Consider the following 22,429-nt stretch of genomic DNA (forward strand, 5'->3'; position numbering starts at 1 on the left):
CTTTGTTCTGAGGAGATCTACAAAGAATGAGTGTTTCAACGGTTTCTGCAAAAGGGCGAGAACAACAAGACAAGCAGATTGCCCGGTTTATTAAATTTAGTGTGATGGGGTCAGCGGTGGTGCATCTGGCGGCCCTGGCATTTGTGGTGCCTATGATTAATTTAAAATCGGAGGAAACGGAGGATCCGATTGAATTTATCGTGTTGGAAGAGTCTACACCAACCCCGGAAGAGTTGATGCCGGAATCGGAGACGATCGCATCTGCCACCCCCGAGGCGATCGCCCCACCGGAAACCCTAGAATCTGCCACCCCAGAACCCATTGAGGAAGTGACATCCGAACCGGAAACCTTAGAATCTGCCACCCCAGAACCCATTCAGCAACTGACGCCGGAAGCAGAAACCCTAGAATCTGCCACCCCAGAACCCCTTGAGGAAGTGATGCCTGAACCGGAGGTCCTCGAATCAGCGACTCCGGAACCCACGCTGGAACCCGAACCCCTGGATGGAGGGCAGGAAACCCTAAGTGCCGAAGTACCAGAACCCATAGAAACGCCGCCATCGGATATCCAAGCAGAACCGTTACCGGGACAGAGGCCCCCGGAAGCGATTCCCGACCCAGCCCCCATGCCGCCCCAGGAGATGTCTCCCTTGACGAATTCTTCCCCTTTGGACCCTGGGCATAATTCCCGAATTACTAATTCTAATAATATCCCACCGGGTTCAACGCCGACGGAATCCGTTACTCCAGAACGATTGCCGCAGGTCCCCGATGTGAAGATTGTCACGGAAACCCAGGGACTGCCCTCGCCGGTTAGATATGAGTCGCCGTTCAATCCTGGGGTGATTGTCTCGGGGGAATCCGAGGACCCTTGGGAGTCGAATCTCGATCGCCTATCGGAACCCTCGAAGGAGACTGGGGGGACTCCCGAGGAAAACGAGGGTCAATTCCCGGAGGGTGAAGCAGATTCCACCCCAAGCGAGACTAGAGATTTGGAAAATGAATCCGAACTCGATGGGACGATCGCCTGTCGTCGTTGCGATCCGCCCCCCTATCCGGAAATTGCCCTAGCTAATGCCTGGGAAGGAACGGTCATTCTGATCGCCGATATTGCCCCAGATGGGACGGTGATTTCATTGGACATTCAGCACCCCAGTAGTTATCCGATCCTGGATAATGCAGCTAAAGAGCAAGTTAAAACTTGGATATTCGACCCTTCAGAAGGGGGTCAACAGGGGCTGGTGATTCCAGTCCTGTTTGCACTTTAAAGCGGTGATGTTGCTGAAAATAGAGGAACAGGAATGATGGAGAGTGGAAATTGGCAGGAATGGGTAACCGTTTGGGGTTATTTGGGCTTTACCTTGTTCATTATGGGCTGCATTTGGGTGGCAGGGAAACGATAGGCGATCGCATCGCGATGATCGCTGATGGGTGCGTTTGAAGAAATCGCAAAAGTCTCCACCCAGACTGGGGAAGACAATGCCAAAATTGAAGTTAGAGACAGGCTTACTCATTCGACCCTATTCTGCTATGAAACACAATCAAGAAGCCCTGGACGGCAGCGAAGGGCGATCTCATCAACTTCTGGCAGCCCTGCCCGTGGGGGTGGCCCTGATTAACCCCGAGGGCAACCTCGCTTATACCAATCCTTATTTCCAGCAGTTGCTGGGGCCAGAGGACTGGGGCGGGGAGGACCACCCAGAACCGAGGAGGGCTTCCTGGGGAGGTCCTCACCCTTGGCGGCGATCGCTCTTAGGAGAACCCCTGACCATTGAGACGCTCTACCATCATCACAAAGGTGAAAAAATTGCCCTAGAACTGCGATCGGTGCCGGTTTGGGATGACCGGGGCGCAATTACGGGCGCACTGATGACGGTGGTTGAAAGGGGCGATCGCCTCGACGCCGGGGATGAGGGTCTTAACCCGAACTTCTTTGAGGAGATAGAGACTACAGCCCCGGATCAGCTTAGTTGTAATAAGTTTTGTACCACGGTTCTGGAACATCCCGATACGTTGATCTACTGTGCTAAGGTCTCTCATCGTCATCCTTGGCAGTATCAATATTGTTCTCCTAGTGCCGAGGCGGTTTTTGGTTATACATCAATGGAATTGTTAACTCAACCAAGTTTATGGGAGTCACACATCGACCCCCAAGACCGCGCCGCAGTGGTTCAACCGGCGATCGCACAACTTACGGGGGGAGTTCAACTCACATTAGAGTATCGATTTCAGCATAAAAATGGCAATTGGCGCTGGATTTCCCAGACCTTTAAAGTGCAACCCGAGGCGACGATTGATGCCTGGGGAGTGACGGGAATTGCCTTAGATATAACCGAACGCAAACAGGCAGAGGAAGCCCTTCGGGACAGTAAACAGCGCTATGCGGCACTAGCTAACGCTTCGCCCGTCGGCATTTTTCGCACCGATCTCCAGGGCAATTGCCTCTATGGAAACGATCGCAGTTTTGAAATGATTGGCTTATCGGAACAAGAGTCAATGGGACTCGGGTGGATGAAAACCTTACATCCCCAAGACTCGGATCTCGTGATAACAAGTTGGTTAAAATTTGTCCAGCAGGGGATTCCGTTTAATTGTGAGTATCGCTTTCTGCGACCCAATGGTACTCTCGTTTGGGTCGTCGGACAAGCGGGAGTGGAAAAAGATGCAGAAGGCAGGCCCGTAGGGTATGTCGGCACGGTTACAGATATTACAGAACGTAAACAAGTCCAAGCAGCACTACAAGTATCAGAGGAACGACTCAAAGCCTTGTTGGAGAACGTATCAGTGCTGATTTCGAGTATCCGGGTGGCTCAAGACCGCACTTGGGAGTATGAGTATATCTCCCCTGGGGCGGCGGCTTTGGTTGGATTCACGGCGTCAGAACTGTTAGCGGAACCGGACCTCTGGCGATCGCGGTTACCCAAGGAGGATTTAGATACTCTTCTGGTTAATTTAGAACGGGTCTTTGTGGAAAAGGCGATCGAAGTTGAATATCGATTTTGGCATAAAAACGGCGAGTTGCGATGGTTATTACAAACCCTGATTTCCCGCTGGGATGAAACCGCCAACTGCTGGATAATTACCGGCGTTACCCGAGATATTACGGAACGAAAACAAGCCGAACAACTGTTGGCGGATTACAATCGCACCTTAGAAATGCAAGTGCGCGATCGCACCGATGAACTCGCCCAAATCAATCAACGTTTAGAGCAAGAAATCCGCGATCGCCAAGAAATTGAAGTTTCTCTGCGCAAAAGCGAACAGACATTATCCGCCATTGTGGAAAATGTGGGGGCCTGCATTTACATCAAAAATTTAAACAGTCAATATATTTATATTAATCGGTTAGGGGTGGAATTACTAGGCGGAGTCAAGGAAGAAATTATTGGATTTGATGATTTCAAATTTTTCTCTTCGGAAATGGCTCACCTTGTGCAAAAAAAAGACCGAGAAGTGATAGAAACGGGCAGCATTATCCAGTCTTATGATATCGGGGTGATTAAACAGAGCCAAGAATTGCACCACTATTTAACCCGCAAAGTTCCCCTGAAAAATCCCGATGGCACCCTCTATGCCATCTGTGGAATTTCTACAGATATTACGGAACTCAAACAAACGGAAACCGCCCTGCGTTTAAGCGAAGAACGGATACAAGCCCTTTTGAATGCGATTCCTGATATGATGTTCCGGCAACGGATTGATGGAACCTATCTGGATGTCCAATGTCAAGACAAGATTTTCAATCTCCCCCCAAAAGAGCTAATTGGCAGAAATTTGCGCGAATTTCCCATCCCTGAATCCATCAAAATGAATTTGTTTGAACGGTTCCAACGGGCAGTGCAAACCGGAACCTTGCAAACCTATGAGCATCAAATGGAACAATCAGATGGGATACATCACTACGAAGCCCGCATTGTCAAAAGCGGGGTAGACGAAGTGGTTTGTATTGTCCGGAATGTCACAGAACGCAAGCGTGCAGAAGCCGCTTTACATGAAAGCGAAGAACGGTATCGATCGGTCATTGCCGCAATGGCGGAGGGAGTTGTCTTACAGGAGGCCACCGGAGAAATTCGCACTTGTAATGCAAGTGCCGAACGGATTCTCGGGTTATCTCAAGAACAAATGATGGGAAAAACCTCCCTAGACATCGGCTGGCGGGCAATTCGCGAAGATGGTTCTCCGTTCCCGGGACCTGAACATCCCGCAATGGTGACCCTAGCCACGGGGGAACCTTGTACGAATGTCGTCATGGGGGTGCATAAACCCGATGGTAGCTTAACTTGGATTTCTATCAACTCTCAACCGTTATTTCACTGGGGAGAAGACCGTCCAAGGGCGGTGGTGGCTTCGTTTTCTGACATTACCGATCGCTTTGAGGTGCAACAAGTCCTGCGCCATAATGAGGCCCGCTATCGGGCGATTTTAGAGGATCAGACTGAGTTGATTGTGCGATTTATGCCCGATGGCATGGTCACCTTTGTCAATGAAGCCTTTTGCCGATTTTTTGGGGTGACCCAAGACGAGGCGATCGCCCATCACTATGAACCGGCGATCAAAGCAGAGGACCGGGAATCCGTGGCCCAGGTCCTCGACGAAATCTCACCTCAAAATCCAGTAGTAACCTTTGAAAATCGGGCGATCGCCCGGGGAGAACTCCGCTGGACTCAGTGGGTAACTCGCGGCATCTTTGATGAATTGGGTCGGATTCTGGAATACCAAGCAGTTGGACGGGATATCAGCGATCGCAAACAAATCGAAGAGGCGTTAAGCACGAGTCAGCATTTTCTCCAAAAAGTCGCTGATGCCATTCCACATATTTTATATTTGCGCGACCTTTCTACCAACACCAGCGTTTATCTCAATCAGCAATCCCTTTATATTTTAGGCTACTCTGCTGCTGAACTAGGGAATGCCACCCCTGAATGGTCTCTCGAACGGTATCATCCCGAGGATCAATCTTTATTTTCCCAGGGAACTGCTCGCTTTCTCTCACTTCAAGATAGTGACGTCCTGTCTACAGAATACCGATTCCGGCACAAAAAGGGCGATTGGCGGTGGTTGAATACCCGAGAAGTGGTCTTTTCCCGCAATCCTCAAGGAATCCCTACGCACATCCTGGGTTCCGTTGAAGATATTACCCCCCGTAAACTTGCCGAAACGCAACTCGAACGGGCCAAAGATGCGGCAGAAGCAGCCAATCGGGCTAAAAGTGCTTTCCTCGCCAACATGAGTCATGAATTAAGAACGCCCCTCACCGCTATTTTAGGCTTTTCTCAACTGATTAGTATGGGTGCAAATCTCACCCAACAACAGCAAGAACACCTCACCATTGTTCGCAAAAGTGGGGAACATCTCCTCGATCTGATTGAACGGGTCCTTGACCTTTCCAAAATTGAGGCAGGGACCATGACCCTTAGTGAAAATGATTTTGACCTATACAGGTTATTAATCGATGTCCAGAATATGTTTTCTTTAAAAGCGAAAGAAAAAGGATTACTTCTCCTGATGAATTCCGAGGTAAATGTTCCCCAATATATTAGAACCGATGAAGTAAAATTGCGTCAAATCTTAATTAATTTACTGGGAAATGCCATTAAATTTACTGCTGAAGGTGAGGTATCGTTACGAGTTAGCCGTTTGGAAAAAGAATCCGACAATAGTTCAGGTTCGGATAAACATCAATTGACCATTTGCTTTGAAGTCTCTGATACAGGAATCGGTATTGATCCTTGGTACTTTGAACATCTTTTTAAACCCTTTGTTCAAACTGAAGCGGGGATGTATTGCCAAGAAGGAACCGGTTTGGGACTCAATATTAGCGCTCAATTTATTAGATTAATGGGAGGGAATATCTCCGTCCAAAGCGGTGGAAAATCCTATACAGAAGGGGAGTCATCTTGTGAACTGATACTAGACTCACCCTCACCGTTTGGGTCAATTACAACCTTTAAATTTGAGATTCCTGTCCGGGTTGTACCGGGGAGTGACCTTTTAAGAATTAATCACTCCTCCCGGGGTCGCTCTATCCCGCCCCAACGACCGGGCTACCGAATGATTGTAGTTGACGATCACGATTATAATAGCCAACTTTTGATGGAAATTCTCCAACCTTTTGGGTTTGAACTAAAACGAGCGTTGAATGGGGAAGAAGTGCTGGAAATGTGGCCTCAGTTTTTACCCCATTTAATTTGGATGGATATGCGAATGCCTAAAATAGATGGGTATGAAGCCACCCGTCGGATTAAAGCTTATTGTCGGAATAATCCTGAAATTCCGGTTCCGGCGATAGTCGCTATTACGGCGAGTGGTTGGCATTTTGATAAAGCAGAAATTTTGGCAGCCGGTTGTGATGGGTTGATTCGTAAACCCTTTCGAGAAGTCGATATTTTTGAAGCGATCGCCACTCATTTAGGACTTCCTTTAATTGACTCCAATAGAACCTCTGAGTCTTCGGTTCTCGGAGAGGAACTCATCTCTTTGAAACCATCGGACCTCGCCCATATTCCCCGCGAACTTCTTGATAATTTATGGAATGGGTTGATTCAAGGGGATTTAGAACTGATTGCTTCAGCGATCGAACAAGTGGGGTTACAAGACGCCGCTTTAGCGGATGCCCTCCAATCTTTAGCCAATCAGTATCAATTTGAAAAATTGCTGGCCCTGATTTAAAGTTAAAGTTATCTCAAGAGATGCTCGCCCACTATTCTATCTAGGAAACTGTTCCGATATAATAATACAAGCCTTTTTAATACCCAATTTAGTGGTTAAAACCCTGTTTCCTCCAGCGCAGACTAAGTCAGGATTTGTCCCTGTAGCCCACCCTAAATGGTGTAATTTGTAGAGAGTTTTAAAACCTAGACTTTGCTTCAATTGATTTTGATTAATCAGCGGCATTTGAATAAGAACAATCTAGCTCAATCTCCCTTTTTAACCCAGATTAAAGGGGGTAATATTCGGGGAATCCTCAAGTGAACTTGTAGAAAAGGAAACGGTATCCAAAAGGGAGTGCGGGTAGACTTTGGGGAAGGAAAGTGGTAATGTTAAAATAGGGTTGACAAAGCCGGGAAAATCATCCAGTTGCGCTCAGATCACGCGACGGTTGCTGAAGAGGGAAATAAGGGGCGATCGCCTCTTTCAAACCCTAACCCTGACTGAGTGTAATCCTTTCATCCTACTCACGAGGGGGTTCATTGAAACTTCGTCGGGTTAACGAAAGGCATCTGGAATCGGAGAATATCCCCTCTATCTTAAGATAGAGGATAGGGGGAGAGGATGAGATAAATAGGACAAGAAACCCTCTGACCCTAATCGGTTACGGATTAGCCGAATCTTGTGAAGAAATCCGATTTGTCTTCCCATGACTGAAGCGAACTCGTAGAACCTTTGAGTAGAGCACCGGAGATTCAAAAAAAGGGATGGAAAAGTTAGGGATAAAAACTTTGATTGATTTTTCAAGCCCCCAAATCTGCTATCATTAAAGAAAAACCCCAATTAACCCCCTGATTTTTTGATGAATCCCTGTTAGAATTATTCAAATTTGCAATAATTGCTCCCCCCATCCCGGGAAAGCAGGAGAGGCTCGGTTTTTGAAACAGATTGAAAGGATAGAAAATTAAAATAAAATTATTCAACCTAACATCTCACAAAAATTCAGGAGAATAGTCCTTATTCTCAAAAGACAGGAGTGACTCAATCAATGATGAATCAGCGGTTTGCATCCAACCCCAACCCCAAAGCTAATGTATTAGTAGTTGACGATACCCCCGTCAACCTTTTGCTTTTGAATCAAATCCTTTGCCGAAACAATTATAAAATTAGAGTTGCTCCGAATGGAAAAATGGCATTAAAATCGGTTTTAGCCAACCCCCCAGATTTGATTTTGTTAGATATTAAAATGCCAGATATGGACGGGTATGAAGTGTGTCAAAAACTCAAATCCGATCCCCGAACCGAAGAAATTCCTATCATTTTTATTAGTGCTTTAGATGGGGCAATTGATAAAGTAACGGCTTTTAACTTAGGGGGAGTAGACTATATCACAAAACCCTTTGAGCCGGTGGAAGTGTTGGCGCGGATTGAACATCAATTACGCCTGCGCGAATTGATGGTAGAACTCAAGTCTAAAAATGCTCAATTACAACTCCTATTAACCACCACCCAATCCATTAGTGAAGCGGTGGATATAGACTCAGCTTTATCCATTATTTTAGAAAAAGTTTGTCTAACCCTAGGTTGGGACTTTGGTGAAGCTTGGATGCCTGATGAATCAGCCACTAAACTGGTATATGGGCAGGCGTGGTATGGGAATGATACCAAACTTGCTGAATTTCATGATTACAGCAAAACCCAGGATATTTTTCAAGGGCGGGGATTTGCAGCCCAGATTTGGCAGGAGCAAGATTTAAAATGGATTGCTGATGCCTCTCAGGAAGAGTCTGAGATGTTTTCTCGGGCCGATATGGCCGCAACCGCTGGACTAAAAGGAATGCTTGGTATTCCTATTTTGCTACAGGATAGTACCACGGGGGATCACTCAGAAGTGTTAGCCGTGTTGGTATTTTTTCAAAAAAATGAAATGGAACCGGACCGGCGATCGCTGGAATTGCTCCAAGCGGTTGCCAGTCAGTTAGGGTCAATGATTCAGCGTAAAAAAACCGAGGCTGCGTTAAAAAAAGCCAATTTAGAATTAGAACGCCTAGCTAATTTAGATAGTTTAACCCAAGTCGCTAATCGCCGTCGCTTTGATGAATATCTCGATTGTGAATGGAATCGCGCCCAACGGGAAAAACATCCGCTTTCTTTAATTTTATTTGACCTGGACTATTTTAAATCCTATAACGATTACTACGGACACCAAGCAGGCGATCGCTGTTTGCAACAAGTGGCCCAATCCGCAGGGAGTGCAGTTACCCACAAAACCGATTTACTTGCTCGTTATGGGGGCGAAGAGTTTGTTATCATTTTACCCAATACCCAGGGTTCCGGGGCGCTTAAGGTGGCTGAAACCATTCGAGATCGCCTCAAACAGTTGCAAATCCCTCACTTAGATTCCCAAGTCAGTCCTTGGGTCACCGTCAGTCTGGGGATCGCTACCACCATTCCCACGGACTCGGAGAGACCCGAATTGTTAATTGCTGCCGCTGATGCCGCCCTCTATGAAGCCAAATCGGAAGGGCGCGATCGGGCTATTCTCAAAGCACTCCCCCTAGACCCTTGACGGCTCAATCTGTGTCAGCGCTAACCCCCAGAATAGCCTTCCCCAGGCATTTTCCAACTCATGCCTCTCAGTTGGCACAAATTGCGATAAAGTAGTCCTGGGGTCTCACCCGTTACCGGGTTCACCCCAGAAAAAATCCCGACTGCGGAGGCGGGTTTTTAATCCAAGCATCATCGATTCGTCGTTTTTATACAACAGATGAGTGAGCAACGCGAGACTGATTCCCCCAGAACCGATTCCCATCCGTCCCTCGAACCGACGGAGAATCTCACCTTGGAATCGCCCGAATCAGCAGAATCAGCCCCAAAATCGTGGACCGATCGCCTTTCTGACGTCTGGAATCAGGCCACAGACCGGCTCAAACAACTCGCCCTAGGCGATCGCCTACCCCAATATTTTCAGGATTGGTTCAGCGTCAGCGAAGACCGAGTTGCTGAAATTTTGACGGCAGTTCGCGCCCAATTGCCCACCACCGAGGCCCTATTAATTGGCAAACCCCAGGCGGGCAAAAGTTCCATCGTCCGGGGACTCACCGGGGTTTCAGCGGAAATTGTCGGTCAAGGATTTCGTCCCCACACCCAACATACCGAACGCTATGCCTACCCCTCTAGTGAGTTGCCGTTACTGATTTTTACCGATACCGTTGGACTCGGGGATGTCAACCAAGATACAGCGGCGATCGTCCAAGAGTTGGTCGAGGATTTGCAAGAAGAAACGGGTCGGGCCAAAATCCTCATTCTCACAGTAAAAATCAACGATTTTGCCACAGATTCCCTCCGCCAAATTGCCCAACAGTTACGCGCCGCCTCTCCTCACATACCTTGTTTACTGGCGGTAACCTGTTTGCATGAAGTCTATCCCCCGAATACCGAGGATCATCCCCCCTACCCACCGGATTATCCTTCGGTGAATCGGGCGTTTGAGTCAATTAAAGCAGGATTTGCCGACATTTGCGATCGCGCTGTTGCCCTTGATTTTACCCTCGAAGAAGATGGTTATACTCCGGTTTTTTATGGCTTAGAGGCCCTCAGCGATGCCCTGGCCGACCTCCTCCCAGAAGCAGAATCTAGCGCTATTTATCAACTGTTAGACCAAGGCGCGGGTGAGAAAATTGGTACTTTGTATCGTGATGTCGCCCGACGGTATATTTTAGCCTTTTCCATCATGGCTGCCACCCTCGCGGCGGTTCCCCTGCCCTTTGCCACCATGCCCGTTTTGACAGCGTTACAAGTCTCCCTGGTGGGATTATTGGGCCGACTCTACGGACAGACCCTCACTCCGTCCCAAGCCGGAGGAGTCGTCAGTGCGATCGCCGGTGGATTTGCCGCCCAGGCGATTGGGCGGGAATTAGTCAAATTTGTGCCCATTTTCGGCAGTGCGATCGCTGCCTCCTGGGCCGCCGCCTATACTTGGGCCCTGGGTGAAGGAGCCTGTGTCTATTTCGGTGATTTAATGGGTGGTAAAAAACCCGACCCGGATAAAATTCAAGCGGCCATGCAAGATGCTTTTAACTTGGCTAAAGAACGGTTTAAAGGTATTAACCGTTAAGGGGTTGGAGGACCTATATAAAGAGCAAAATGCTCTCACTCTCTGGACCTTTTTAACCGGCGATGTGGGGGCGGGGGCCCCAAAACCCCCCCCTATTTTACAAAAAGCTCCACCCGGTGTTTTTGTTAGGCAATTTAAGCCAGAGACCGCTTAACTTTGTTAATCCAACCTTGATTCAGACGCAGGACTTCTGAATAGCTTATATCTGTATCTAAGACTAAATCAAAAACGAAAGGTTTCATCTGTTGGGGAAACCAACGATGCAACAATCGCCCGAGTTGTAAGCGGAAGAAAAACTCGAAGATTAATCGCTTATTTCGGGGAAAAGAATAATCAGATAAGTCTTGCAAGGCATGAGCATCGGGAATTCTTTGCTGAGAAAATTGGGGTAAAACTTGACTCCAATCATCTTGATAGCGGTCCAACACCTGATCCAAAATAAAGATATCTTCTAAAGCCGAATTGCACCCTTGACCAATGGAAGGAGAGACCGCATGAGCCGCATCTCCAATGAATAGAATGCTATCTCCTTCATGGAAGCGATCGCAGCGGACTGTGAGGATTCTTGCTATTTGACGTTTCAGAACAGTATCGGCTTCTTCTAGGGTCATTAATTCGCCGCAAAGGGGAAACTTTTCTTGGAAGAACGCCAGCACTTCTTCTGGAGTTGAAAACCCTTCTAGCGGGTTATTTTCTGCATTAAAAATCAAAGTTCCTTGCAAGCGATCGCCCGGTTGCGGGACTAACAGCAACCGGGTGTTATTATCCAAAGTCCAGGCATGAACGAGATCCGGTTCCGCACTTAGCCCCTTCTCGGGATTAATGCGGCTCACACTCAAAGACTTATAGGCATCGGGAATATAGTGCTGTTCGCACTCTAACCCGGTATTTTGCACTAAAAATTCCCGCACTGGGGATTTTGCACCATCTGCTCCGATTAGCACATCGTAAGACGTGGTAAACTGTTCTTCTGTATTTGACTCAAAGGAAACCGTTTTCGCCGTAGCATCGACCTGAGTGCAGGTACAGTCAAATTGGATTTTCAGGCGATCGCTGCTGTAGCGTTGGGTCAACTCTTGTAATAGAATACTCACCAACTCATTGCGATCGGTGCAGAGAATCTTATTTTTCCGAGGAATCCGCCTCGGTTTGCTCTTGGGTCGATAAATCATCGTTCCCTGACAAAAGACCGATTGAGCGGCGATCGCCTCCTCTAGTCCCGGAATTGCTCGAATTGCCTTGCGTCCCCGTTCCTGAAGCGAAATCGGAAAAGTCCGCGCTTTGGACATCTCCCCTTGACGCGGATCCGGACGTCGTTCGTAGAGTTCAACGCAATACCGATCCCCCCGACGTAACAAATAGTGAGCCAATAACAGTCCCGCTGGACCCGCCCCAATTATAATCGCTTTTTGTGCAACTGCCATAGGATGAAAATTGAGAAAAGCTTACTTTTTATTCCTCCAGATTATACCCAATTAAGTTAACAGGTTGCCAGTGTTTAGATCGTTCTCAATCAGTTGGTCCTAGAGAAAGCGAAGCTTGATGCTTGCACTCCTCTAAATATCTCTACCTGATAAGTCCACCGAATCGCTATATGGCTGTGATACCATCGTTTATTGATTACCAAAGCACACTTGTAGAGACCCTCCATTGTCACCCAGTGAATTGTCCGCATCATTGATTCGCATCTCAACAGTATTAAACGAATCTGTGAAAGATCCAGAGCCTGGGAGCCAAAAAAAATGTTCCCCATTACCCATTAATAAAGCACCGAAAGGAAATCTCTGGTCATATTTATACTGACTGTATGGACTGAGATCTTCAGCATCTCGTCCACTATGTCCAAAAGAACCAACAGGTGAATAGTTTCGAGTATCCACACTCCAACCTCCGCTCGTGCTGACTACTTGAGAAAAACTACGCGGCAAATTAAATTTCTGCCAGCCTTTCCTTGAATCTACTGCTACACAGTAGGGTCGAGAGCTTTCTGGTACGCTAACGGGAGGTTGGTAAGCAGAAGGTGAAGTAGTTTGCTCTTCTAAGGTTGTTAAGAGTGAGCGAGGTGGCGTAGATTTGTTCAGAGCAAACCCCAGCAGGATAGATGCACCAATTAATCCTCCCGCAATTGCACTACTCATCAAGATTGTTTTAGATGAATCTTGGGAACTAACAAGCGGCGTTTGCGAGTTACTCCCACGGGGAGATTGCGCTTCTTGGGGGTTGTCTGACAAGGGTAAGTTAGTCAAGGTAGAAGCGTTGGAAACTGGGTTAGCGATCGCTGCGAGCATTTCTTGAGCGCTATGAAAGCGATCGCGGGGATGATACCGAATTGCCTTGTCCAGAACCGTTGCCAAAGTTGGACTAATTCGCGGCGCATATTGTCGCCAAATCACCTCCCCCGTCTGTGGATCCGATGGCAATTCTTGAGGCCATTTTTCCGTAAACAAATAAATCGCCGTTAACGCCAAACTATACAAATCACTAGAATACAACGGGCGACCTGCTGCTTGTTCTGCTGGCATAAATCCCGGAGTGCCAATCACAATCGAACTGGTCTTTTTGCCCGAGGAATTTATCACCGTTCCCATTGTTTCTTTGACCGCGCCAAAATCAATTAATATCGGTATTCCATCGATCTGACGCAACATAATATTATCCGGGTTAATATCTTGATGAACAATCCCATGACTATGTACAAACTTTAATACGGGCAGCAAACTCAGCAGGATTTTGTAGACCAAATTTTCGCTCATTTTCCCCTGATTTGCCACCCGATTGGTCAGGGTTTCCCCTTCTATCCATTCTTGGACTAGATAAAAGTTAGTCTGTTCTTCAAAATAGGCATACAACCGAGGGATTTGTCGGTTCCCTTCTCCTAATGCTTCTAGGATTGCTGCTTCTCGTGCAAATCGTTCATTGATGAGTTGAAAGATTTGAGGATTGGCCGTAACAGGCTTAAGTTGCTTGACCACGCAGGGACGTTCTGACGGCATTCGGGTATCTTCCGCGAGGAAGATGTCCCCAAATCCTCCGGCCCCAAGTTCACGAATAATCCGATAGCGATTGTTGATTAGCATTATTTTTCACTATTTATTAACGCTTTTTTAAGGAGAGATCGTGCACTAGGGGTTTATCCTTTGAAAGGACGGCCCGAGAGGACCGGCAACCTGCTCATGGAAGAGGTTCTGTCGCTTCCGCAAGGCCGGGATGAGTTCAACAATCTGCCAGGTAGATGCAGTCATGGTTTTACTATAACCTGAACCAGGGATATAACATCCTTAATATTTTATTAAAATCCCAGACTTTCGCGCTGAGGGTATTGCAAAAAATAAATCATCCAAATGTTTGTAGTAACCCCTTTAGGGGTTTCTTTAAAGATGACTCCTGAAGGAGTCACTACGAACGTTTTGCTGGTTTTATTTTTTGAGTTCCCTGAGAGACTTACAAACACCGAAACCCAGTTTCTGAGTTCTACTGCTCGATCGCCCCTAATGCTTTGAGAGTGGCTTTTTGAGCCTCGGTTAATCCCGTCGTCCCGGTAATATTCATCCCGGCGTAGGGTTTATTAACGATCGCCTGTAGACAGTTTCCTGACTCTAACTCCCACACTTTAATTGTTTCATCATAACTCCCAGAAACAAGGGTTTTTCCCTCGGGATGAAACACCAGGGATAACACGGCACTTCCATGTCCGTCTAAGGTTTTGAGACAGTCTCCGGTTTCGATATCCCAGAGACTGACGATGCCATCTTCTGCGCCAGAGGCGAGGGTTTGTCCATCCGGGGAAACGGCCACCGCCCAGACGTAATTGCCTTGCCCCTGTAAGCTTTTCAGGCATTCGCCAGTCCGGAAATCCCACAAGTTCATTGTGCCATCAGCGGTGCCGGATACGAGAGTTGTGCTATTGCTACAGAAAGAGAGAGAAACGACTCGACTGGTGTGCCCTTGTAACGGTTTCATCCCCTGTTCCGTTGGCAAATTCCAGAGTTTCACGGTGCAGTCCGCACTCCCGCAGGCCAAGGTTTTACCATCTGGGGCCAAGGCCATCACTTCCCCAGAACTGGGGGGTTTCCATTGAGTTGTGAGATACTCACCTGTCTGCATTTCCCAACGGTGAAGCGTGCCGTCATCGCTGAGGCTTGTGAGGTGGTCTCCGGTGGGGGGAATGGCGACCGATAGCACTTTGCTGGGATGCCCCTGCCAAGTCTTCAAACATTCGCCGCTGGTTAAATCCCAGAGTTTGACGCGGCGATCGGCACTGCCGGAGGCGAGGGTGTTGCCATCGGGGGCGATCGCCAAGGACCAAACTGCACTCGCATATCCTTGTAATGTTGTGAGAGATTCTCCTCGAACGATATCCCACAGTTTCACCGTTTCGTCATCGCTGCCGGAGACCAATGTGCGGCCATCGGGAGCAATGGCAACGGTTCCTACCCGACTATTATGCTCGGGTAATCGATGTAAACAGTCCCCATTTGTCATATCCCAGACTTTGACTGCCCCATCAGCACTCCCTCCGATCAGGGTTTTTCCATCGGGGGCGACTACTAAGGACCAAACGGAACTACTTTGTTCCTCTAAGGTTTTTTGACAGTTGCCAGTAGTTAAATCCCAGAGTTTGATGGTTCCCCCTGCACTGCCGGAGGCGAGGGTTGTACCATCGGGGGTGACTGCCACGGATAAAACCCACTCCGTATGTCCTTCTAAGGTTTTGCGACAAACGCCGGTTTCCACATCCCAGAGTTTCACCGTTTGATCAGCACTCCCCGAGGCGATGGTTTTGCCATCGGGGGTGATGGCGACGGACCAAATGATGCTACCATGTCCATATAACGTTGTATGACAGAGGCCGGTTTCTAAATCCCAGAGTTTGACGGTGCGATCGTTACTCCCAGAAACGAGGGTTTTGCCATCGGGGGTGACGGCGAGCGATCGCACAAAATGGCTATGACCCTCTAAGGTTTTCAGACAGTTCCCCGTCCGCACATCCCAGGTTTTGACGGTCCCATCATCGCTACCCGAAACGAGGGTTTTGCCATCGGGGGTGACTGCCACGGACCAGACTGCGGCAGAATGTCCTTGACACAAAACCAAGGGTTTTCCTTCCACTTGCCATACATAAATTTCCCCATTGGCATCTCCCGTGGCAAACCACTCGCCATCAGGACTAAATGCCGCTGATAAAACTGTGCCAAATACGGTTGTAAAAGTACAATGTTTTAAATTAGCTTGCGCTAAATTGACGTTTCTTAAATTAGCGGAAGTAAAATCAGCGCCTAGGATTACCGTATCTTGAAGGTCGCTATTATCCAAAGCATTCGGGTCAAGTTTTAACAGCAAGGTGACCGCATTTCCGCCCAGGTATGCCGCTACATTTTCACATTGACCTTGAGTGGATTGAACTAATTGTAATAATCGGGTTTTGGTCGCTTCCCCAGGGTCAACGGTGGGTAATAAAAGCTTTAACACCGCTGGGGTTAAAGGTGCTTTGCCAAAGGTTTGGGAGAGTTCGGACGGCGGGGGAAAGTGTTTGAGGTCGGCAAATTCAGCAAAATCCGGGGCTAAAATGCCCAATTCTACGGCAAATTTGTAGGCAACAAAAAACTCTAATAGGGAGCGATGGGCGGGAGTATAATCCCCTTCAGCATTACGAATCAGCATGGTTTGAGCCATCATGTCATAATGCCAATGGTCTAAATCTTTTTGTTGTTGGACTACGGTACTGAACAGGCGACGCAGACGATTGGGAAATTCCCGGAAATTGAGACTCATCTGGTCAGTGGAAAGCATTTCCCAGGAGAGTTCACAGAGGAAATATAATTTATCCGCCATTGAGGTAAAAGTGCGCTCGGTTTTGATATCCCGTTCCATCTTGCGGCGCACGGCATAAAAGTAAATTCGAGATAAATCAATGGGTTTCCCTGACTCAATTTCTGGAAGGGCTTCCAAAATCAACTCAATCATCACGGGACGTTTTGCCAAATCCAATAATTTGGCATTTTGCATCACTTTTTCCACGGTGGCGGCTGTGGCCCGTTTGCTAATCACATCGCGGATTTGGGTGGAATTAAGCTTTTCAATTTCTAGCACTTCAAACTGAGGGGTTGCCCCAATTAAATTGGCGGTAGAAGCTTTTAATTCTGCATTTAAAAGGGCGCGTCCTTCTTGAGCTTCGGGAAAATGTTCTGTTCTACAAGTTAGGATAACTTTGGCACCAGGAACAACCACTTTGGCGAGTTCCCAAAAGTTATTAATCATTTGTTGGCGATCGACTTTGGCGGCCATTTCATCAAAGCCATCAAAAATTAATAACAATTTCCCCATGCGATTCAATTGCTCAAAGGCAGAATAACCGGGTAAGCCAATTTCATGCTGACGGAAGAAGAATTCTGAAAATAAGGATTCGACGCTGACTGCTTTGGCATAATCCCGTAAGGGAATGACTAAAGGCAGGCGAGGACGCGGTAATCCTTCTTCTTTAGCTGCGCGATATTTCTTAACAGTTTCCCAGGAATAATGAAGGGCAAACCAGGTTTTTCCCGTGCCAAATTCCCCTAAAATTGAGATATGTTCTTTTGCTGGATCATCCACCCAACGGTTGATATAGCGATCGATCCAGCCGTTGCGTTCATCGTACCGACTTTTGGCAATTCGTTGGTGAGTAATCGGGTCTAGTTCTTCTTTGGTGCAGGCAAGCGGCACATATAAACGTTCAATGTCGCGCTGCATGACTTCGGTTTCTAACCAGTCGATATATCGACTAAAATCTGCTACTTCGTCGATGAGTTCATCAAAGGTGTAGCAAAATAAAATATCATCATTTTCAACACTATCTACCGCTGCTTGACTAATCCGTCTCGGGGCAACTAACCAGCCTTCATCGGCTTTTTGAACCTCGACAGATTGCCGTAAATGATTGACATCACTAATCGTAACTTCTCCTTCAATGCCTCGGACTACAATGCGATCAAACCCACGACGGGCGCGGATATTAATAATCCATTCAAAATAAGTCGGGGTTTGAACATCATAAGACTCAAAGTCATATAAAGCTTCTAACCAGTTGCGTAATTGCCGAGCAAATTCTGATTTAAGCTTGGGTTCCTTCCCGGCAGCCGGAAGAATGGGGTCAGGTTCAGTAGCGGTTAATTTAGCAATTTCTTGGCGAAGGTCTTCCAGGGCATTGAGATTTTCCAGGCGCTCTAAAATTTGGCTGGTATTATACCGCAAATCTTCAATTTTGCGAAATTCCAAGACTTCCGCAGGAGTGCGGGTGCGGTTGGCAATTTCCATAAAAATGCTGCTAAATTTCGCCAACTCCCGTTGATAATCAATCCGACTTGCCCGAATTTTATCTCCCAATGCAAAGCCATCGATATAAGATTCGGCTTCGGTGAGGAGGGTATAAGGGTCGTTGCGATCGAAGGCTTTGCGAAAGCCTTGATAAATTTCGTTTTGGCGGAAGAGTTCGAGGACGAGTTGGAGTTGGTCAAAATCGAAGTTATCGAGGTTTTGAATGCCATATTCAACTAAGGCATACCGATAAACTCCGGTAAAATCTGCCGGAGGATGGTCGGTATCAATTTGAAATTTTTGGAGTAATTTAATAACTAATTCGTTGCGTCTAGCGGTATTAATGATGACGGGAGTGGCAACGCGAGCGATCGCCAGAATCGCCCGAACGATCTCGTCAATTCCTACCATAGTTTTTTCCTCGATCTGCGATGGCTAATAACCTCTATCTGGGACAGTAATAGCTATTTAGGGGTTCGGGGTTGGGTTCTGGTTTCAAACCCTTAACCCGTCGTGAGTGGGGTCGGTGGTTGGTTGCGATCGCGGCTATGCTCATGACTGGGGGTAAATGAGGTTATGGTGGAGTCCCTCATCAAACGTAACGCAATTTTCCCCAGTTAGCCTAGGGTGGGTAACCCGCACTCGATTGGAAAGTGGGGGAGATGAGTGCACAGCCTTCTTTAATTATTCTATTCTGTCCTGAAAAACCCTGACTTGACTTCCTGTCCCCTCGCCTGTGTTTTGACTGGGTTGGCAAGGGGAGAAGTCTCTTTGTGCAATTCCCTAACCGAGTCCAGACTCAGGAGAGGGCGATCGCATCACCCCAAACCTCAGCGCACCCAGCCGCTTTTAAAAACTATGAAACCCTTGCCCTAAAAGCTTTTTACTCCCCTAAAGCCGACTAAACTTATACGCAACAGGTGGGAATGGAGGGGCAAACCATGCCAGTCTGGGGGACCTGTGGTTTGAGACCCCCATCGGTAATCTCTCCCATTAGGGCCGATATGGGATGTTTCAGATTAGCGAACCAAGATTTAACATAGAAATAACCGCTTGGGAAACTTGTTGATGAGTTACTGTCCGAATCCCGATTGTCCGAATCCGATAAATCCTGACCTGACGATGTTTTGTCGTGCCTGTGGTACCAAGCTGGTGTTGGCACAACGGTATCGTTTGGTCAAACTCATCGGGACGGGAGGGTTCGGCAGAACGCTATTGGCACTGGATGAGTTCAAACCGTCAAAACCCCAATGTGTGGTTAAGCAATTTTATCCCCAATCCCAACAGAATGCGGAGAAGGCCAATCAATTATTTCAGCAAGAGGCAATTCGCCTGGAACAATTGGGCAAACATTCGCAAATTCCCGAACTGTTTGCTCATTTTGAACAAGAAAATCGGCAATATATTGTCCAGGAATTTATTGATGGACAAAATTTAACCGAAGAACTTGCCGAACAAGGGCGATTTTCTGAATCAGCAATTGTTAGTCTCTTGGAAGATTTATTGCCGGTTTTAGATTTTGTCCATAAAGGTAAGGTAATTCATCGGGATATCAAACCAGAAAATATTATTCGGCGTCGTCACGATCGCAAGTTAGTTTTAGTTGATTTTGGGGCGGCGAAATATGCTACCGGAACCACCCTGAATCAAACGGGGACAACGATTGGCACCAAGGGTTATGCGGCCCCGGAACAAACCTTTGGCAAGGCCGTATTTGCCAGTGATATCTACAGTTTGGGGGTGACTTGTATTCACTTATTGACGACCCGAGAACCGTTTGAGATGTATGATGCGATGGAAAGTACCTTTGTTTGGCGCGAGTATTTAGGCATCAACAAAGTGAGCGATCGCCTTGCCACGGTCCTAGACAAAGCGATTGAGGGGAGTGTGAGACGGCGCTATCAATCCGCTGAGGAATTCATTGAAGGGTTGAAGGCCACCCCTGCCAAAGTGAGTAGGACCATCACCCCCCAATCGCGATCGCCTGCACCGACTCCCCAACGGGCGATCGCCACGGTGCGCGTGAGCACCCCTCCGGTTACGGTTTCTGAAATTGGCAGTTTGAGGGGACATGGTGCGCCGGTCAAAGCGGTGGCAATTAGTGCGAATGGTCAGTTGTTAGTCAGTGGCAGTCGTTCCGGGATTAAATGGTGGCAACTCCATGAGGGGCAAGAATTACCCACCCTGCGCAGCAGTTGGCCCGAGGAACCCTTTGCGGGGGTCAGTGCGGTTGCTTTTTCCCCGGATGGCCGCCTGTTGGCCGCAGGTAGTGGCGGGGGGGCGATCGCCTTATGGGATGTGACGTTGCGGCGAATTCTGCGCCTGCTGAAAGCGCCATCGGGGGTCAAATCCGTGGCTTTTTCCCCGGATGGGGGACTGTTGGCTGCTGGGGGAACTGATGGGGCGATCGCCCTCTGGGAGACGGCTTCTTGGCGGCAATTTCGCCCTTTGGAGGGTCATTCTGCTGCGGTCAACTCGGTAGCTTTTTCTCCTGATCGCCGCACATTAGTCTCCGGAAGTGAGGATACTTCCATTGTGTTCTGGGATGCCACGACTCAGGAGGATAAACAGACGGGATGGGGACGATCAGGGGCCGTGAATGCGATCGCGATTTCTCCCTGTGGTCGCTTCCTCGCCAGTGGTTGTGCGAATCGCATGATTTTGTTGTGGGAACTGCCCTCGGGACAGCAAATTGGCACGCTTACCGGACATTCCACCGGGGTCAATTCCGTAGCTTTTTCCCCCGATGGCGCAACCCTCGCTTCCGGCAGTGATGATACATCCATTGTGCTATGGGATGTAAAAACAGGCCAGGAAAAGCGCACTTGCTGGGGGCGATCGGGGGTCGTCTATGCCGTCGCTTTTACTCCCGATGGCAATACCCTCGTCAGTGGAACTGAGGATACCACGGTGAAAATTTGGCAGTTGCGGGGATAATCTTCAGCAGATTCAAACGGTTTTTATTCCTCATTGCTAGTTAACTCCCTATCAGTTTTTCGGTCTAAGGGCAAGATGATTTCAAATTCAGTGCCTATTCCCTCTTGGGAGTTGAGATTGAGTTGACCCTTATGCTTATCTCGGACAATTTCATGACTAATCGCTAATCCTAATCCCGTCCCTTTCCCCACAGGTTTTGTAGTGAAAAAAGTCTCAAAAATTCGCTGTTGAATTTGAGCGGGAATTCCAATCCCATTATCGGCAATTCGGATAATTACCGCTGATTGGTCTTCGCGGTTGATTAGTTCCGTGGCGATCGCCAACTGGGGTTTCCAAGTTGGATTTTTATTCAAATTTCGGGATTCTTGCTCTTTCCGTTCTAATATGGCATCAATGGCATTTCCCAGCAAATTCATAAAGACTTGACTCAACTGCCCCGAATAGCAGTCCACTAAGGGCAAGTCTCCATAATTTTTGACCAGTTCAATATCATACTTAATTTGATTGTTTAAAATCAACAGGGTACTATCCAAACATTCATGTAAATCCGCTGGTTTACGTGACGTTTCATCCAAATGGGAAAAGTTTTGTAACCCCCCAACAATTTTTGTAAGTCGGTCTGAACTGACTACCAAAGATTGCACCAGCTTGGGTAAATCTTTCCGTAAAAACTCTAAATCAATATTCTCGATGGTTTCGACAACTTTTGCCGAAGGTGTCTCTACTTCTTCCTCATACACTGACACCAGTTCTAGCAAATCTTGACAGTAGTTGGCTAAAAATCCCATATTTCCAGAAATACAATTCACGGGATTTTTAATTTCATGGGCAATTCCCGCCACCATCCGCCCTAACGATGCCATTTTTTCCGTTTGAATGGTATGAGAACGGGTTTGCTCTTGCAGCATCTGGGTGGTGAGTTCATAGATTTGGGATTGGGCGATGAGTAACTGATGAACGTCTAAGAGACGATAGACATCCGGTTCCATCTCAATCACAATCGGTTCATAGAGAAACTCGGGCGATCGGCTTAAAGATTGCCTTGCCGCCATGCCAATGGGTAGATAGCTAGGAAAGGTGAGAGGTTCTATTTTTGTAAAGTTATGTAAGGCTTTTAAGGGTCTTCTGGAGAATAATTCTAACCCATAAGGACGGCTCAAATGCTCCAAAAATTTACGCCGAGAAATCGTGCCAACAAACTTACCCGAGTCGGTTAAAATAGCCCCGGGAAGTAGTGGGTTTTCGGCTAAAGCTTTGGCTAGGTCGGATCCGGGACAGGTCACTTCTATTTCAAAATCAAACAGGGTTAGATCCGCAAGGGTGGAGTCTAATGTAAGTTTACCAGCTAGTCGGTCTGGGGTAACTGGAAGGAATTGTTCTAAATTTTCCACAGATGTTGCAAGCATTACGGGGTTCCTCGGGATGGGCAATGGG

10 protein-coding genes are annotated in these 22,429 nt (G+C 47.6%); 6 read left to right on the forward strand and 4 right to left on the reverse strand.

Translation table 11 applies throughout. The features are described from left to right. Positions 1-26: 26 nt before the first annotated feature. The 4 genes from NG796_RS09380 (at position 27) to NG796_RS09395 (ending at position 10,765) form a co-directional block, all read left to right on the forward strand. Positions 27-1,268 (forward strand): energy transducer TonB, encoded by a 1,242-nt coding sequence (locus NG796_RS09380; RefSeq protein ID WP_261206161.1) that lies wholly within the window; start codon positions 27-29, stop codon positions 1,266-1,268. Between the two features lie 211 nt (positions 1,269-1,479). Beyond that, on the forward strand, positions 1,480-6,669 hold the full coding sequence (locus NG796_RS09385; protein ID WP_261206163.1) for a PAS domain S-box protein: 5,190 nt from the start codon (positions 1,480-1,482) through the stop codon (positions 6,667-6,669). Positions 6,670-7,696: 1,027 nt separating this feature from the next. Further along, entirely contained in the window at positions 7,697-9,217 is a 1,521-nt protein-coding gene (locus NG796_RS09390) for a diguanylate cyclase domain-containing protein (RefSeq protein ID WP_261206165.1), read from the forward strand. A gap of 198 nt (positions 9,218-9,415) precedes the next feature. After that, complete coding sequence (locus NG796_RS09395) at positions 9,416-10,765, forward strand: GTPase family protein (protein ID WP_261206167.1); 1,350 nt, start codon at positions 9,416-9,418, stop codon at positions 10,763-10,765. Positions 10,766-10,899: 134 nt separating this feature from the next. Here NG796_RS09395 and NG796_RS09400 read toward each other — a convergent pair whose 3' ends face one another. The 3 genes from NG796_RS09400 to NG796_RS09410 all read right to left on the reverse strand — a co-directional run bounded on the left by NG796_RS09400 (position 10,900) and on the right by NG796_RS09410 (position 18,469). Next, a complete protein-coding gene (locus tag NG796_RS09400) occupies positions 10,900-12,189 on the reverse strand; it encodes an FAD-dependent oxidoreductase (protein ID WP_261206169.1) in 1,290 nt (429 codons plus the stop codon). Positions 12,190-12,378: 189 nt separating this feature from the next. Continuing rightward, entirely contained in the window at positions 12,379-13,842 is a 1,464-nt protein-coding gene (locus NG796_RS09405) for a serine/threonine-protein kinase (RefSeq protein WP_261206171.1), read from the reverse strand. 394 nt (positions 13,843-14,236) lie between these two features. After that, positions 14,237-18,469, reverse strand: coding sequence for an NACHT domain-containing protein (locus NG796_RS09410; RefSeq protein WP_261206172.1), 4,233 nt, complete (start codon positions 18,467-18,469; stop codon positions 14,237-14,239). 362 nt (positions 18,470-18,831) lie between these two features. Here NG796_RS09410 and NG796_RS09415 point away from each other — a divergent pair, with 362 nt between their 5' ends. Next, positions 18,832-18,963, forward strand: a complete 132-nt coding sequence (locus NG796_RS09415; RefSeq protein ID WP_261206173.1) for a hypothetical protein — start codon at positions 18,832-18,834, stop codon at positions 18,961-18,963. Positions 18,964-19,126: 163 nt separating this feature from the next. Beyond that, positions 19,127-20,995: a protein kinase domain-containing protein gene (locus tag NG796_RS09420; protein ID WP_261206174.1), complete on the forward strand. Its 1,869-nt coding sequence runs from the start codon at positions 19,127-19,129 to the stop codon at positions 20,993-20,995. A gap of 23 nt (positions 20,996-21,018) precedes the next feature. Here NG796_RS09420 and NG796_RS09425 read toward each other — a convergent pair whose 3' ends face one another. Beyond that, entirely contained in the window at positions 21,019-22,401 is a 1,383-nt protein-coding gene (locus NG796_RS09425; protein ID WP_261206175.1) for an ATP-binding protein, read from the reverse strand. Positions 22,402-22,429: the final 28 nt, after the last annotated feature.

Source organism: Laspinema sp. D2d (assembly GCF_025370755.1).
Lineage (GTDB): Bacteria > Cyanobacteriota > Cyanobacteriia > Cyanobacteriales > Laspinemataceae > Laspinema.

Excerpts from the sequence above, each read along its gene's own strand:
- NG796_RS09405 (WP_261206171.1), bottom strand. The coding sequence starts at position 13,842 with ATGCTAATCAACAATCGCTATCGGATTATTCGTGAACTTGGGGCCGGA.
- NG796_RS09380 (WP_261206161.1), top strand. The coding sequence starts at position 27 with ATGAGTGTTTCAACGGTTTCTGCAAAAGGGCGAGAACAACAAGACAAG.
- NG796_RS09400 (WP_261206169.1), bottom strand. The coding sequence starts at position 12,189 with ATGGCAGTTGCACAAAAAGCGATTATAATTGGGGCGGGTCCAGCGGGA.
- NG796_RS09390 (WP_261206165.1), top strand. The coding sequence starts at position 7,697 with ATGATGAATCAGCGGTTTGCATCCAACCCCAACCCCAAAGCTAATGTA.
- NG796_RS09395 (WP_261206167.1), top strand. The coding sequence starts at position 9,416 with ATGAGTGAGCAACGCGAGACTGATTCCCCCAGAACCGATTCCCATCCG.
- NG796_RS09410 (WP_261206172.1), bottom strand. The coding sequence starts at position 18,469 with ATGGTAGGAATTGACGAGATCGTTCGGGCGATTCTGGCGATCGCTCGC.
- NG796_RS09420 (WP_261206174.1), top strand. The coding sequence starts at position 19,127 with ATGAGTTACTGTCCGAATCCCGATTGTCCGAATCCGATAAATCCTGAC.
- NG796_RS09425 (WP_261206175.1), bottom strand. The coding sequence starts at position 22,401 with ATGCTTGCAACATCTGTGGAAAATTTAGAACAATTCCTTCCAGTTACC.
- NG796_RS09385 (WP_261206163.1), top strand. The coding sequence starts at position 1,480 with ATGCCAAAATTGAAGTTAGAGACAGGCTTACTCATTCGACCCTATTCT.